This window comes from Thermotalea metallivorans (genome assembly GCF_001562415.1).
In the GTDB taxonomy this organism is placed as follows: domain Bacteria; phylum Bacillota; class Clostridia; order Peptostreptococcales; family Thermotaleaceae; genus Thermotalea; species Thermotalea metallivorans.
This window is the reverse complement of record NZ_LOEE01000050.1, coordinates 37,124-50,020: the sequence shown is the minus strand read 5'-3', so window position 1 is coordinate 50,020 and position 12,897 is coordinate 37,124. Positions and strand designations below refer to the sequence as shown.

Sequence of the window (12,897 nt, the reverse complement as noted above, 5' to 3'; positions counted from 1 at the left end):
TTGAGGAATATAAATGTACACAAGCTTCACTCCTTTGATTAGAGGTATTGTGTACATATATTCCTCTTTTATTTTGCAAATTATTACGTCAATTTTTGGTAATTATTTAAAAAGTGCAAAACTATAGTAATATTGTTTCAAGACTTATCTCTTGTTTAGTGTTTTTTTTAGCCATATAATTACCTCACTTGTCATAATATTATTAAAGATCTTCTGAGTCACTTTTTTCAGCTGCACCGCCTGAACGAATCCATTCATCAACTTCGGAAATTTTAAATTTCCAAAGCCTACCTACCTTATGGGCAGGCATATTGCGATTATTAATCCACTGCAGTACAGTTTCACGGCTTACACCCAGATAATCTGTAATAGTATCCATAGAAGACCATTTTTCTATATTTTGATCTTTACTCATTAAATAAGCCTCCATTTCTTATTGGCGAACGCCATTCAAAAATCCATAACGACCATACGATTCATCTTTAGTAAACTGGATCACATTTGCGTTGCTATAATCTAAATCAGGAATATCATTTTCAACAATAATTACTTGCCCATGGGCTTGGTTGTCTAATAGGTATTGAAATAACGCAGCCTTCATTGTGTCAGATGCCACACCATCTCCTTTTTCTTTCAGAGAAAGAATAGGGGAGTCGATAATCAATAGCTCGGGTGCGTATTTACCCTTATCGGATAGATACTCCATAAGAGAAATAGCAAGTACCGTATTTAAGAAAGCACGATATCCTTTACCATATGTGTTTTTAGGAGTTCCATTAATAATAATGTCAAAGGAACTTGGATCTAAATAAGCTGAACTATATGCATCAAATTTACATGATTCAAGTACTCTGTTTAGATAGCTGTCCAATGTAGCTATGATGTCGCGACTAAAGTAGTTCTTAATTTTGAACTCTACCTCTGATTCTTCTTCTATCATTGCTTCAAATAATTCAGATTTCATTGTTGTTTCATATTTACTAATAACCACTGATTCATTACGTATTTCAATGGCTCTTCGATAATCATATAAAGTTGCTTTAAGCGCAGCAATTTTTGGCTTTAATTCATCCTTTATAAGTAATTCAACATCTGATTTTTCACTATTTAACGTAGCAAGTTTAGATTCAAGTACTGACCGTTCCTTTATCAGATCTTGCTCAGCTTCCACTAAATCATCTAATTGAAGTTGAATCCTATGGAGCTCAGCGTGTGATGCCTCTGCATAAGTAGCTTCTTTTTGTAAAGAAGGTATACTGCTGTCACAGAACGGGCATTTAGAATTTGGATGCATATTTCTTTTATGCAGCTCACCCTCAACAATAAAAGTCAATCTTTTAATATCAGATGCATATTGACTCTTCAAAGCTTGGTACCGGTTATACAGAGTATTGCATTCAGCTAATTGTTCGCTGACAACATAAATTTCTTTTAAAAGTTGTTTGCTTCGGTTGACAAAATCAGTTATTTTTGCTTCTGTTTCGGCGATTTCAGCAAGTACATTCTCTACTTTCTCTTGAAGGTACTCTTCATCTCCGACTGGAAGTTTGTTCAGTTCATTTTTACGTTCAGCAAAATCAGATAATCTTTTGTTAATGTAATCAACAACAGCCTTTTTTCGAGCTTCTTTTATCTTTTTTTCTTCCTTTGGATCGGAGTCAGCAAAATCTTGACCGGTAATCAAAAAGAAGAGGGCAGAAAGAGCAGCAGTATGTGCGGTATTTTGCTTTGGTAACAGTATAGAAGGCTCTTGAAAAACAACGGATTCCTTAATGAGAAACATGTGTGAGAAAGTTCTCCAGGTAAGACGCTGTTTATCATACCTTGAGTTTTTGATAATAAAATGCTCCTCGTCAATACCTATAAGCCTTAACCATACATCACTGATATTCTTTTTTCCGCTAGTTCTATAGTCTCCAGACTCAATCCTGTGATCGTTACTATGAACTTTGATTTTATTAGAATCTATCTCGCGATCAAATGTAATGCTACCATTATCTGTATCAACAATTATTTTGATATTATTGTAGCCTGTCTTCCTATCAAAACGAATATTATCACTGCCAAATAAGTAGTCGATACATTCTAAGATATAACTTTTTCCGGTATTTGATGGACCGCAGATAATATTTAATCCTTCATCAAATTCTAAAACTGAGGGTTCATTGCCATTACCGGAAACAATCAGCTTTTTTATATAAAAGTTAGGCATTTCATTAATCCTCCTGTAGCGAATATATGGAGCGTCTATTTATAAAATTTAAAATCTTACGCTCGGTTTTATTAGATATGAATTCCCGCGCCAAGCTCACAGCTCGACGGTATGCGGTCGCATAATCACTTGATAAATATTCGCTATAATTCAACCCTTTTTGGTTAGCGCAATATGTAAAACCTTTTTCAGTTGAGTTTACTTTTATAAGGTCATCAACCACCAGTTGTTTAATTGCCTTTGTTATGAGTTCGCGACGTAAGGTGAACTCACTGAATTTATAGTTATTATCCCCATGTAGGTTTTCGTCAGAAATACCAAATTCTCTTCCGTAAATTGAAATAAAATCTATTGCAGCAAGCATGTCTGCACTAAAACTTTGATTTCTTGAAGTCTCTAGTATAAGCAAAATACGTAGGGATGCTTCAAATGGTGTATTATATAATTTACTCATCGGTATCAACCCACCCCCTAAGTTTGCCGTCATTTACAAGTATGTGGCAAACACCTTTCTTTTCACTAGCACCAATCCAATTAGGAATTTGGCTATATACGCATTTATCCACTCGAATAAGAGCGGCTTGAGACATAACCCCTTTTAATCTAGCGAGGCCGTGAGGATACTCGTTTTCATAAACGTCTATGATACCGTCGTATGTTTCTTCTTTTAATACATCAAACTGATCTGGGGTTGTTTCTCCAAATACATCTCTAGCACCGCGCCTAATACTTTCAGCAGCATAGTAGTCTTTTCTTCTACGCTTAAAATCTTTCGCGTACTTTGGAAAACTTTCTAATGATTCCTTTGGTAACTCATCAAGGCCCTCCGCATCAGCATAAGCGGCTAATAATTCTCTGACGTAAACCATCTCATGTGATTCGATTTGTCCGGGTGGAGTAATAAGAGCGGGCTGCTCTGGATGGATTTTTTCAATAAGCTCCTTTAGTTTTTTTACATCATTAAGAATAGAAGGCATTTTATTATTCAAGGGAGCTGGAGATTCCTTAGAAAGTTTGTTTTCCTTTTTTATTACATACAAAAACAAGACAGACAAAAAAACATGAAGAGAGGACGGATTAGCAAATTGCAAGAACTCATCTTTTTTATCTTGCGGAACAGTATCGTCACTGGATATGAGTTCTGCTAATTCGGCAATCATGTCTTGTATCATTTCAGGCATAATTTCAGGCATGACCACATCCTCAAAGTAGTCATGTGCTGCATTAATTATTGTTTGGGAGCTAGATGCTTCCTTTATTTTTTTACGCATATTAATTTTGCAGTTAAATAAGTCACTGGCAAGTTTGTCAGTGACAACAAAAGGTTCACCTTCTTGGTTTGTAACATCCTCATTGTCAGTAATTAGCCCTAGCAACAATTCAGCGACACGTTTTTGACCATTCGGTTCTTTAATTGATTTTTGAACAATTTTGGCATATGTCCCAAAGCATAACCTACCCATAACAACCATCCCTTTCTGCAGAACCATAAGGTCAAAAAAGGGTCAAAAACAGGTCAAACCGAGGGGAAATACTTTTAGGTCTAAAGCTTGTATCCTTTTCTTGTAAGCAATACAGGAAAGGGATTGTTCATTTTGTGATTATGGTCTCTGAGTTATGTTATTCCCCCAAAAAAACAACCCTAGTAAACCATTGATTCTGCTAACTACATTTTATAAATTATATCACTTAAATAAGTATAATTCAATTCCTTTACCTGTAATAGAAATTTAAACTGCTTACATCAAATTAAATACTCATAAATACACATAAATACCTGTTATCAGAAGAGGAGAAAGGATGAAAAGAAGATGAGTGAAGTGAGAAACCTTGATGGAAAACTTGTTTGTAGAGTAGATGAAGCTACTGGTACTGTAGAAATCAAAATCAAAGACTGTATTACATTAATCAAAAGAAATGCAGATGGCACTACAGAAGTAGTAAATCTTAAAAATTAGTTTATCTGCTTTTTAATGAAGTAAACATTAAATCCGCGAGACCGCTAGACGGCAGTGCGGAATACCTGAAAAGGTATTCCACTGCCGTCTTTTTTTGTCTCACGGATAATGAGCGGCTCCCGCGGATTTCAAAGCCAAATTTTGAAAACCAAAGGAGTCAAATTATGAAAAGAGCGTACAAAACTAGCCAAAAGAAGAGAACCAACTACATTTATTACACAGCTGAAGGAACAAAGATTGTGATTACCCCGGGTGAGAATGGGGTCACCGAAGCGGACATCGAGCTTTTGCACATTATGGATGATGACGAAGTGGACGAGCAGCGTCGCTATGATTATCGAGTGAAAACACATCTGGATGCTTATTATGACGGAGAAGAGGAAGCTGCCAATGACCGCAATAAATATCTTGCAGATGATACTGCGAATCCAGAACAGCTAATCATACAAGCTGAATATGAAGCCGATTATCAAGATATGTTGGACAAGTTAACAAAGGCAATGGAGTCTCTTTTGCCACAACAAAAAGAACTTTTCAAAAAAGTATATCTTGAGAAACGATCCAACACTGATATTGCAGCAGAAGAAGGCGTGACAGAAGCTGCCATTCGCGGCCGCCTTAAGAAGCTTCATGAAAGACTAAGAAAAATTCTATCCTAATTGGGTTCGTAAGAACCCTTTATATAAAAAATCTTTTCTGAAAGGGGGTTCGAAAGAACTCTCTTTTTCGCTTATCGGTGAGGGGTAGGTAAATTGCCCCCGGAAAGGAGAGGGAATATGAGCCTAAAACATAAAGTCACTATTAATGTGGCAAAGCCTAATGGCGAAAAAAGCTCCGTCATTCAAAGCACTCGTAAGACTATCCGAACTAGAATGCTTGATTTCCTATTTGGAAAGAAAGCCAGTTTGTTAGTAATTACTCCAGGTGACTCAGTTGAGATGGTAGAAATTAAAGAAATCAAGGAAGGAGGTGTAGGCCATGAGTAAGATTAAGCTCCTTCTTGATGTGGTATTAGATCTTCGAGCATTAGCAGATAGTGTTCAGGCTGTGGCTGATGCTATTGAAAGTAATGAGCCAAAGGAGGATACAAAGTCAGAGCAGCCAAGATATGAAAAACAGCCTGAAGAAAAGCAAATTACCTTAGAACAAGTAAGAGCGGTGCTCGCGGAGAAAAGTCATGATGGATTTACTGCTGAAGTTAGAGGTCTTCTAGAAAAGTATGGTGCATCAAAACTTAGTCAGATTGATCCAAGTAAGTATGCTGCAATTCTTGCTGATGCGGAGGAGTTGAAATGAGTAAACATGCAATTCTCTCCGCGTCAGGAGCTCATCGCTGGATGAACTGTACACCATCGGCAAGGCTAGAACTGGAGTTTGATGACAACAGTGGTGAGGCTGCAGCTGAAGGCACAGCAGCTCATGCATTAAGTGAACACAAACTCCGAAAGGCACTTAAGATGAGATCAAAAAAGCCGGTCTCTCCATACGACTCAGATGAGATGGACAATTACACCGATGGTTACGTGGAATTTGTACTTGAAGTGATTGAGCAAGCCAAGAAAATTTGTAGCGATCCCTTAATCTTGATAGAACAGCGGCTTGATTTTTCAAAGTATGTACCTGAGGGATTTGGAACGGGGGATTGTTTAATTATTGCTGATGGAACTCTTCACATTATTGATTTTAAGTATGGTCAGGGTGTCTTAGTCAGCGCAGAAGACAATCCTCAAATGAAACTTTATGCCCTTGGTGCACTGGATCTATTTGATGGCATTTATGATATCGAAATGGTTTCAATGACAATTTATCAACCCCGTCGAGAAAATGTCAGTACATCCACAGTCTCAAAAGAAAACTTGTATCAGTGGGCTGAAGAAGTTTTAAAACCTAAAGCTGAATTAGCCTTCAATGGTGACGGCAACTACTGTCCCGGTGAATGGTGTCAATTTTGCAGAGCAGCTGTGAAATGTAGAGCAAGAGCAGAAGCAAAAATGAAACTGGCTACGTTTGAGTTTGCGCTACCACCACTTTTATCTGATGAAGAGATTGCTGACATTTTATCTTCTATCGGTGATCTCACTAACTGGGCAAATGAGATTATAGCCTATGCGACGGATGCAGCAGTTAATCATGGAAAGAAGTGGCCAGGGTTTAAAGTAGTCGAAGGTCGCTCCAACCGTAAATATAAAGATGAAGAAGCAGTCGCAGAAGCAGCAAAGAATGCAGGATACCGAGATATATACAAGCAAAGTCTCATTACCATTACCGAAATGGAAAAATTGATGGGCAAGTCAAAATTTAATGAAATCCTTGGTGAGCTAGTTATGAAGCCACCAGGCAAACCGACGCTAGTTCCAGTTTCAGATAAGCGTCCTGAAATGAACACATCATCAGCAAAAAATGATTTTATGGAGGTATAAAAATTATGTCAAAAACAGCAAAAAGAACAAATCCAACAAAAGTAGTTACAGGAGTTGTCAGACTTTCTTATGCCAATGTGTGGGAACCGAAATCTATCAATGGCGGTGCTGAAAAATACAGTGTGAGCCTGATTATTCCTAAGAGTGATACTAAAACCTTAAGTGCTATCAATGAAGCGGTGAATGCTGCAATAGAAGAAGGTAAAGGTAAATTCGGTGGTAAGATTCCAAATAAAGCGGCGTTAAAGCTTCCTCTACGTGACGGAGATATTGATCGTCCAGATGATGAAGCTTATGCAAATAGCTATTTTATCAATGCCAATAGCAATACCGCTCCACAAATTGTAGATAGAAACGTCAATCCAATCATTGATCGTTCTGAAGTATACTCTGGTGTCTATGCAAGAGTGAGTATCAACTTCTACGCCTTTAACTCCAATGGAAACAAAGGTATAGCCTGTGGACTTGGAAATATTCAAAAAATCCGTGATGGTGAACCTTTGGGTGGCAGAACTAATGCAGCTGATGATTTTGCCACTGATGTGGATGATGACTTTTTATCATGAGAACCCTCAGTATAGATATAGAAACATTTAGCAGCGTAGACCTCGCCAAAAGCGGGGTCTATCGTTACGCTGAAGCACCGGATTTTGAGATTTTACTTTTCGGTTACAGTGTGGATGCTGGGCCGGTTCAAGTAGTAGATTTCGCTTGTGGCGAAAAAATACCTAAAGAAATACAGCAAGCGATTCTAGATAATAATGTTACCAAATGGGCGTTTAATGCGCAGTTTGAGCGGATTTGCTTATCGAAGTACTTTGGTATACACCTTGCACCTGATTCTTGGCGTTGCACAATGGTTTGGTCTGCGTACCTTGGGCTTCCTTTATCTTTGGAAGGGGCAGCAATCGTAACAGGAGCAGACAAGAAAAAGCTAACAAAAGGTAAAGAACTCATTCGATATTTTTCAGTTCCATGCAAACCAACAGTAACTAATGGTGGTCGTACACGAAATCTACCTGAACATGCTCCAGAGAAGTGGAATAGCTTCAAAGCATATAATCTTCGAGACGTTGAAGTTGAACTTTCTATACAGGAAAAGCTTCAAAAATTTCCTATGCCTGAAGAGGAATGGAATAACTATATTCTAGATCAGCAAATCAATGATCGGGGTATTCAGTTAGATTTGGAATTGGTAAAAAAAGCGATTCAATGTGATGAAAAAGTAAGAGAAGAGCTAACAAGCAGACTAAAAGAACTAACTGATCTTGATAATCCTAATTCAGTTGTTCAAATGAAGTCCTGGCTATCGGAAAAAGGTCTGGAAACAGACAGTCTTGATAAGGCATCAGTTAAGGCACTATTAAAGGAAGCTCCAGATAATCTGAGTGAAGTACTGGAACTGAGACAGTTACTAGCTAAATCCAGTGTAAAGAAATACACCGCTATGGAAAATGCTGTATGCACTGACGGAAGAGCTCGGGGACTACTACAATTCTACGGTGCTAATCGAACCGGTAGATTTGCAGGAAGGCTTATACAAGTTCAAAATCTCCCTCAGAACCATTTGTCGGATCTGGAACAGGCACGTCGCTTGGTTAGAGGTGGCCATTTTGATGCCTTGGAAATATTGTATGACTCTATTCCGGGAGTTTTGTCTGAATTAATTCGAACGGCTTTTGTGCCAAAGAAAGGATATAAGTTTATCGTTGCTGACTTTAGTGCAATAGAGGCTAGAGTTATTGCTTGGATTGCAGGCGAGACATGGAGAAATGAAGTGTTTGCTACTCATGGCAAGATTTATGAAGCATCTGCTTCCCAGATGTTTAAAGTCCCCTTAGAAGAAGTTACAAAAGGTAGTCCTCTCAGACAAAAAGGAAAAATTGCGGAGCTGGCCTTAGGTTATGGTGGTTCTGTAGGTGCATTAAAAGCAATGGGTGCACTTGACATGGGTCTTACCGAAGAAGAGTTAAAACCTTTGGTCTATGCATGGCGAAATGCAAATCCTAATATTGTACGACTTTGGTGGGATGTTGATCGTGCTGTCAAAGAAGCTGTAACAGAAAGGTGCAGAACTGAAACTCATCGTATCCGTTTTGAGTATCGTAGCGGGATGCTATTAATATGGCTTCCTTCTGGCAGACAGCTTACTTATGTTAAACCAAGAATGGGTATTAACAGCTTTGGCAGTGAAGCAGTGACTTATGAAGGAGTTGGTGCCACAAAGAAATGGGAGCGCATTGAAAGTTATGGTCCTAAGTTTGTCGAGAATATTGTGCAAGCTATTTCAAGAGATATTCTTTGCTGTGCCATGAGAAAGCTTGATGAAAAAGGTTTTGATATTGTAATGCATGTCCATGATGAGGTAGTTTTAGAAGTCCCTTTAGAAGTAACCGTTACTGATATATGTACTCTAATGAATCAGACGCCAACTTGGGCTCAAGGACTTTTACTTCGTGCAGATGGATACGAATGCAATTTCTATAAAAAAGATTAATTTGAGGGGGTTCGAAACCTCCTCATTTTTTGCTTATAGCTGAGGGCATGTTTTATTGCTCTACTACTATAAGCAGGAGGTTCAATATGAACAAATTAACTATATTCAACTATGAAGGCAACACAGTAAGAACAGTAATGAAGGATGGAAATCCTTGGTGGGTTCTAAAAGATGTATGTTCAGTATTAGAGATTGGAAACAGTCGTGATGTTATGGCTCGTTTGGACAGTGATGAAAAGGGAGTCGATATTATCGACACCCCTGGAGGAAAACAGGAAGTATCTATTATCAATGAAAGTGGTCTTTATAGCGTGATATTGGTTTCTCGAAAGCCAGAAGCTAAAAAGTTCAAGCGCTGGGTAACCCATGAGGTGCTTCCTTCAATCAGAAGGCATGGCCTTTATGCTACAGATGAGTTACTTGCTAATCCAGACTTTTTGATTCAGGCACTACAGGAGCTTAAAGCGGAAAGAGCTAAAAATGCTGAGTTAACTACTACCATTAGCATTCAAGAACAGCAAATTGCAGAAATGAAACCTAAAGCAAGTTATTACGATGTGGTACTTAACTGTAAGGATGCGGTGTCTATCACAACAATAGCCAAGGACTATGGAAAGTCAGGGCGCTGGTTTAATGAGTATCTGCATAATTTAGGTGTTCAATTCCGTCAAGGGAAGATTTGGCTTCTATATCAAAAGTATGCTCAACATGGATATACGACGACAAAAACCCATACTTACCTTGGAAATGATGGGACGATGCATTCAAAGGTTCATACTTACTGGACTCAGAAAGGACGCTTGTTCATTTATGAGCTTCTTAAGGATCATGGCATTTTACCATTGATTGAACAAGAGTCCGAATTCGAGGAGATGTAACTTATGGATAGATATAACGCAGAAGGCTATCCAGATCCAACTGCAGCAGAAGCCTTGGAAAATATCATGCGTGAAGAAAAAGCAAAAAACTATAAACCTTGCGTTTTTATTTGTTCTCCTTTTGCTGGAGACATAGAAAAAAATCTGAATAAAGCTAGAGAATACCTGAAGTTTGCAGTGAAGCAAGGAACCATTCCTTTTGCTCCTCATCTGCTATACCCTCAAGTGCTAGATGATGGCGATCCTGAACAAAGAAAACTAGGACTATACTTTGGCATGGTATGGCTTAGAAAGTGTGATGAGCTGTGGGTATTTGGTCGCTATATCTCAAAAGGGATGCAAGCAGAGATAAATAAAGCATCGAAGCATCGTATACCTATCCGGTATTTTTCTGAAAACTGCGAGGAGGTGCAGAAGCTATGAAGATAGCGGTTGGTAACAGCCGAATGGATAAAAAGTGGAAGAACAAAGATATCACATGGGAGGACTTTATCTCACGAGTTAAATCTACCATACGAACAACAGAAACTGTATCTGAGTTCCGAAAAATGAGTCGCGCTCAACAGGACTCAATAAAAGACGTCGGTGGATTTGTGGGAGGAGCCCTTCGTGAAGGAAAACGCAGAAATGGTTATGTCCTCTCCCGTTCCCTTCTGACTTTAGATATGGATTATGCCAAACCAGAGGTTTGGGAGCAAATTGAAGCGTTACATGATTTCAAATGCTGCATCTATTCTACCCATAAACATACACCAGATGCACCAAGATTAAGACTTATTATTCCACTTAAAAGAGAAGTAACAGAGGATGAATACCCAGCCCTTGGTCGGATGGTTGCAAAGGAGATTGGGATTGATTTATTCGATGACACCACTTATGAACCTTCAAGACTAATGTATTGGCCTTCTACACCGTCAGATGGAGAGTTTGTATTTAAAGAGAAAGACGGTGAACTATTGGACCCAGATATCTATCTATCAAAATATGTAGACTGGCGGGACACTTCAATGTGGCCAGTCTCAAGTCGACAATCTGAGGTTGTACAAAGGAAAATAACTAAACAAGCAGATCCATTAATTAAAGAAGGGGTTATAGGAGCATTTTGCAGAGCCTATAACATTGAAGAAGCCATCGAAGAATTTCTACCTGATGTATATGAACCTAGTACCATGAATGGACGATTTGATTATATTCCAGCAGATTCTTCAGCAGGCTTGGTAATCTATGATGGTAAATTTGCTTATAGCCATCATGCCACCGATCCAGCCTGTGGAATGCTGCTTAATGCTTTTGATTTGGTTCGAGTGCATAAGTTTAGGGACTTAGATGAAAAGGTAGCAGAAAATACACCGCCTAGTAAACTGCCCTCTTTTAAAGCCATGACAGATTTGGCTTTGGAGGATGAACGAGTGAAAGAGCAGTTTGCAGAGGAAAGAAAGGCTCAAGCTGAAAGAGAGTTTGTTGATGAAGATTGGGAAAAGCAATTGGAGATTGATAAGACTGGAACAGTAAAAAATACTCTTAGAAATTTGATTTTGATACTTGAAAATGATCCCAATCTAAAAGGCATAGTATTTAACCAGCTATCAGATAGCCTTGAAATTAAAGGTGAGGTTCCTTGGCCACATCCATCAAAGTTCTGGAGAGATGCAGATGATGCCCAGCTAATCAGCTACATTGACACCCACTACGGGACCTTCTCTGCAAGAAACTATGATGTAGCGGTAGCGAAGGTCGCTGACGACAGGTCTTATCATCCGATTCGTGAGTTTATTGAAGCACTCCCTGAATGGGATAAGGTAGCTAGAATAGATACCTTGCTAATCGATTATCTAGGTGCATCAGATAATCCATATGTTCGAGCTGTGACAAGAAAAACTTTATGTGCAGCGATTTCTCGTGTACTGACTCCAGGCATCAAGTTTGATTCCATGTTGGTTTTAAATGGCCCGCAGGGAGTTGGAAAAAGTACTCTTATAGCCAAGTTAGGTGGAGACTGGTTTTCTGATAGTTTGAGCTTGTCAGATACCAAGGATAAGACCGCCGCAGAAAAGTTACAAGGTTACTGGATTTTAGAAATTGGAGAGCTGGCTGGACTAAAAAAAGCAGAAGTAGAAACACTTAGAAGCTTCTTATCTCGCCAGAATGATATTTATCGAGCTAGCTTTGGCAAGAGAGCTACTCCTCACTTAAGACAATGTGTCTTTTTTGGCACCACTAATGCTGAAAAAGGCTATTTACGGGATACCACAGGAAACCGTCGTTTTTGGCCGGTAAAGACCCCGGGAAATGGCACAAAAAAATCTTGGCAGCTAAAGCAGGATGAAATTCTGCAGATATGGGCCGAGGCTCTTACCTATGTAAAGGCTGGAGAGAAATTGTACCTTGATGCTAGCCTTGAAAAGCTTGCAAAAGAAGAACAGCGAGAAGCTATGGAGTCCGATGAGCGAGAAGGTTTGGTTAGAGAGTACCTTGATATGCTTTTACCTGAGGATTGGGACACCATGGATCTATATGAACGTCGAGCCTATATCAACGGGACTGAGTTTGGTGAAAGCCAAAGGGTTGGTGTTTGGAAACGAAAATCTGTTTCTAATATGGAAATTTGGTGTGAATGCTTTGGAAAGGATCGAGCCAACCTTCGAAGAGTAGATGGTAATGAAATATCAGCTATTATGGCGAGTATTGGAGGCTGGACAGGTCTCGTTAAAAAAGAACGTATCCCGCTTTATGGACCACAGTGGGTTTATGTTCCAAAAGAGTAATTCAGTTTGGAACACATGGAACAATTTTTTCTCTGGAACAAATTTTACCTGTTCCGGTGAAACAAAAATGGTCATTTGGTACACCTCATCGGAACAGGCGGCAGCCCCTTGTAAAGTAGGCTACTTTATAACCTCTGTTCCATTGTTCCAATAATTATTATTAAAAA

At 38.9% G+C, this 12,897-nt stretch carries 14 protein-coding genes; 10 read left to right on the top strand and 4 right to left on the bottom strand.

The window, feature by feature from the left end:
- Window positions 1-202: 202 nt before the first annotated feature.
- Genes AN619_RS11485 through AN619_RS11470 form a run of 4 tightly spaced genes read right to left on the bottom strand, consistent with a single transcriptional unit; the run spans window position 203 to window position 3,675 of the window.
- Window positions 203-415, bottom strand: a complete 213-nt coding sequence (locus tag AN619_RS11485) for a helix-turn-helix domain-containing protein (protein ID WP_068557091.1) — start codon at window positions 413-415, stop codon at window positions 203-205.
- Window positions 416-433: 18 nt separating this feature from the next.
- Window positions 434-2,212: an AAA family ATPase gene (locus AN619_RS11480; RefSeq protein WP_068557089.1), complete on the bottom strand. Its 1,779-nt coding sequence runs from the start codon at window positions 2,210-2,212 to the stop codon at window positions 434-436.
- A gap of 4 nt (window positions 2,213-2,216) precedes the next feature.
- The gene (locus AN619_RS11475; protein ID WP_068557087.1) at window positions 2,217-2,666 is read right to left on the bottom strand and encodes an ABC-three component system middle component 2; all 450 of its coding nucleotides are present in this window, start codon (window positions 2,664-2,666) and stop codon (window positions 2,217-2,219) included.
- Entirely contained in the window at window positions 2,659-3,675 is a 1,017-nt protein-coding gene (locus AN619_RS11470; protein ID WP_068557085.1) for an ABC-three component system protein, read from the bottom strand. Before AN619_RS11470 ends, AN619_RS11475 begins: the two co-directional genes overlap by 8 nt.
- Window positions 3,676-4,023: 348 nt before the next feature.
- On the opposite strand from AN619_RS11470, the gene AN619_RS16155 reads away from it, so the two are divergent.
- The 10 genes from AN619_RS16155 to AN619_RS11425 all read left to right on the top strand — a co-directional run bounded on the left by AN619_RS16155 (window position 4,024) and on the right by AN619_RS11425 (window position 12,730).
- Window positions 4,024-4,170 carry a hypothetical protein gene (locus AN619_RS16155; protein WP_003350897.1) on the top strand — a complete coding sequence of 49 codons (147 nt, stop codon included), beginning with the start codon at window positions 4,024-4,026 and terminating at the stop codon, window positions 4,168-4,170.
- Window positions 4,171-4,334: 164 nt separating this feature from the next.
- Window positions 4,335-4,829 carry an RNA polymerase sigma factor gene (locus AN619_RS11465; protein ID WP_047341606.1) on the top strand — a complete coding sequence of 165 codons (495 nt, stop codon included), beginning with the start codon at window positions 4,335-4,337 and terminating at the stop codon, window positions 4,827-4,829.
- Between the two features lie 117 nt (window positions 4,830-4,946).
- Complete coding sequence (locus tag AN619_RS11460) at window positions 4,947-5,156, top strand: hypothetical protein (RefSeq protein WP_068557083.1); 210 nt, start codon at window positions 4,947-4,949, stop codon at window positions 5,154-5,156.
- Window positions 5,149-5,466 carry an rRNA biogenesis protein rrp5 gene (locus AN619_RS11455; protein WP_068557081.1) on the top strand — a complete coding sequence of 106 codons (318 nt, stop codon included), beginning with the start codon at window positions 5,149-5,151 and terminating at the stop codon, window positions 5,464-5,466. The genes AN619_RS11460 and AN619_RS11455 overlap by 8 nt, the downstream gene beginning before the upstream one ends.
- Window positions 5,463-6,590: a DUF2800 domain-containing protein gene (locus AN619_RS11450; protein WP_068557079.1), complete on the top strand. Its 1,128-nt coding sequence runs from the start codon at window positions 5,463-5,465 to the stop codon at window positions 6,588-6,590. The genes AN619_RS11455 and AN619_RS11450 overlap by 4 nt, the downstream gene beginning before the upstream one ends.
- 5 nt (window positions 6,591-6,595) lie before the next feature.
- Window positions 6,596-7,156, top strand: a complete 561-nt coding sequence (locus AN619_RS11445) for a DUF2815 family protein (RefSeq protein WP_033860816.1) — start codon at window positions 6,596-6,598, stop codon at window positions 7,154-7,156.
- Entirely contained in the window at window positions 7,153-9,087 is a 1,935-nt protein-coding gene (locus AN619_RS11440; protein WP_068557077.1) for a DNA polymerase, read from the top strand. The genes AN619_RS11445 and AN619_RS11440 overlap by 4 nt, the downstream gene beginning before the upstream one ends.
- 86 nt (window positions 9,088-9,173) lie before the next feature.
- On the top strand, window positions 9,174-9,965 hold the full coding sequence (locus AN619_RS11435; RefSeq protein WP_041160345.1) for a phage antirepressor: 792 nt from the start codon (window positions 9,174-9,176) through the stop codon (window positions 9,963-9,965).
- A gap of 3 nt (window positions 9,966-9,968) precedes the next feature.
- Window positions 9,969-10,388 carry a DUF7768 domain-containing protein gene (locus tag AN619_RS11430; protein ID WP_009052904.1) on the top strand — a complete coding sequence of 140 codons (420 nt, stop codon included), beginning with the start codon at window positions 9,969-9,971 and terminating at the stop codon, window positions 10,386-10,388.
- Window positions 10,385-12,730, top strand: coding sequence for a virulence-associated E family protein (locus tag AN619_RS11425; protein WP_068557074.1), 2,346 nt, complete (start codon window positions 10,385-10,387; stop codon window positions 12,728-12,730). The genes AN619_RS11430 and AN619_RS11425 overlap by 4 nt, the downstream gene beginning before the upstream one ends.
- Window positions 12,731-12,897: the final 167 nt, after the last annotated feature.

Excerpts from the sequence above, each read along its gene's own strand:
- AN619_RS11485 (WP_068557091.1), bottom strand. The coding sequence starts at position 415 with ATGAGTAAAGATCAAAATATAGAAAAATGGTCTTCTATGGATACTATT.
- AN619_RS11480 (WP_068557089.1), bottom strand. The coding sequence starts at position 2,212 with ATGCCTAACTTTTATATAAAAAAGCTGATTGTTTCCGGTAATGGCAAT.
- AN619_RS11475 (WP_068557087.1), bottom strand. The coding sequence starts at position 2,666 with ATGAGTAAATTATATAATACACCATTTGAAGCATCCCTACGTATTTTG.
- AN619_RS11470 (WP_068557085.1), bottom strand. The coding sequence starts at position 3,675 with ATGGGTAGGTTATGCTTTGGGACATATGCCAAAATTGTTCAAAAATCA.
- AN619_RS16155 (WP_003350897.1), top strand. The coding sequence starts at position 4,024 with ATGAGTGAAGTGAGAAACCTTGATGGAAAACTTGTTTGTAGAGTAGAT.
- AN619_RS11465 (WP_047341606.1), top strand. The coding sequence starts at position 4,335 with ATGAAAAGAGCGTACAAAACTAGCCAAAAGAAGAGAACCAACTACATT.
- AN619_RS11460 (WP_068557083.1), top strand. The coding sequence starts at position 4,947 with ATGAGCCTAAAACATAAAGTCACTATTAATGTGGCAAAGCCTAATGGC.
- AN619_RS11455 (WP_068557081.1), top strand. The coding sequence starts at position 5,149 with ATGAGTAAGATTAAGCTCCTTCTTGATGTGGTATTAGATCTTCGAGCA.
- AN619_RS11450 (WP_068557079.1), top strand. The coding sequence starts at position 5,463 with ATGAGTAAACATGCAATTCTCTCCGCGTCAGGAGCTCATCGCTGGATG.
- AN619_RS11445 (WP_033860816.1), top strand. The coding sequence starts at position 6,596 with ATGTCAAAAACAGCAAAAAGAACAAATCCAACAAAAGTAGTTACAGGA.
- AN619_RS11440 (WP_068557077.1), top strand. The coding sequence starts at position 7,153 with ATGAGAACCCTCAGTATAGATATAGAAACATTTAGCAGCGTAGACCTC.
- AN619_RS11435 (WP_041160345.1), top strand. The coding sequence starts at position 9,174 with ATGAACAAATTAACTATATTCAACTATGAAGGCAACACAGTAAGAACA.
- AN619_RS11430 (WP_009052904.1), top strand. The coding sequence starts at position 9,969 with ATGGATAGATATAACGCAGAAGGCTATCCAGATCCAACTGCAGCAGAA.
- AN619_RS11425 (WP_068557074.1), top strand. The coding sequence starts at position 10,385 with ATGAAGATAGCGGTTGGTAACAGCCGAATGGATAAAAAGTGGAAGAAC.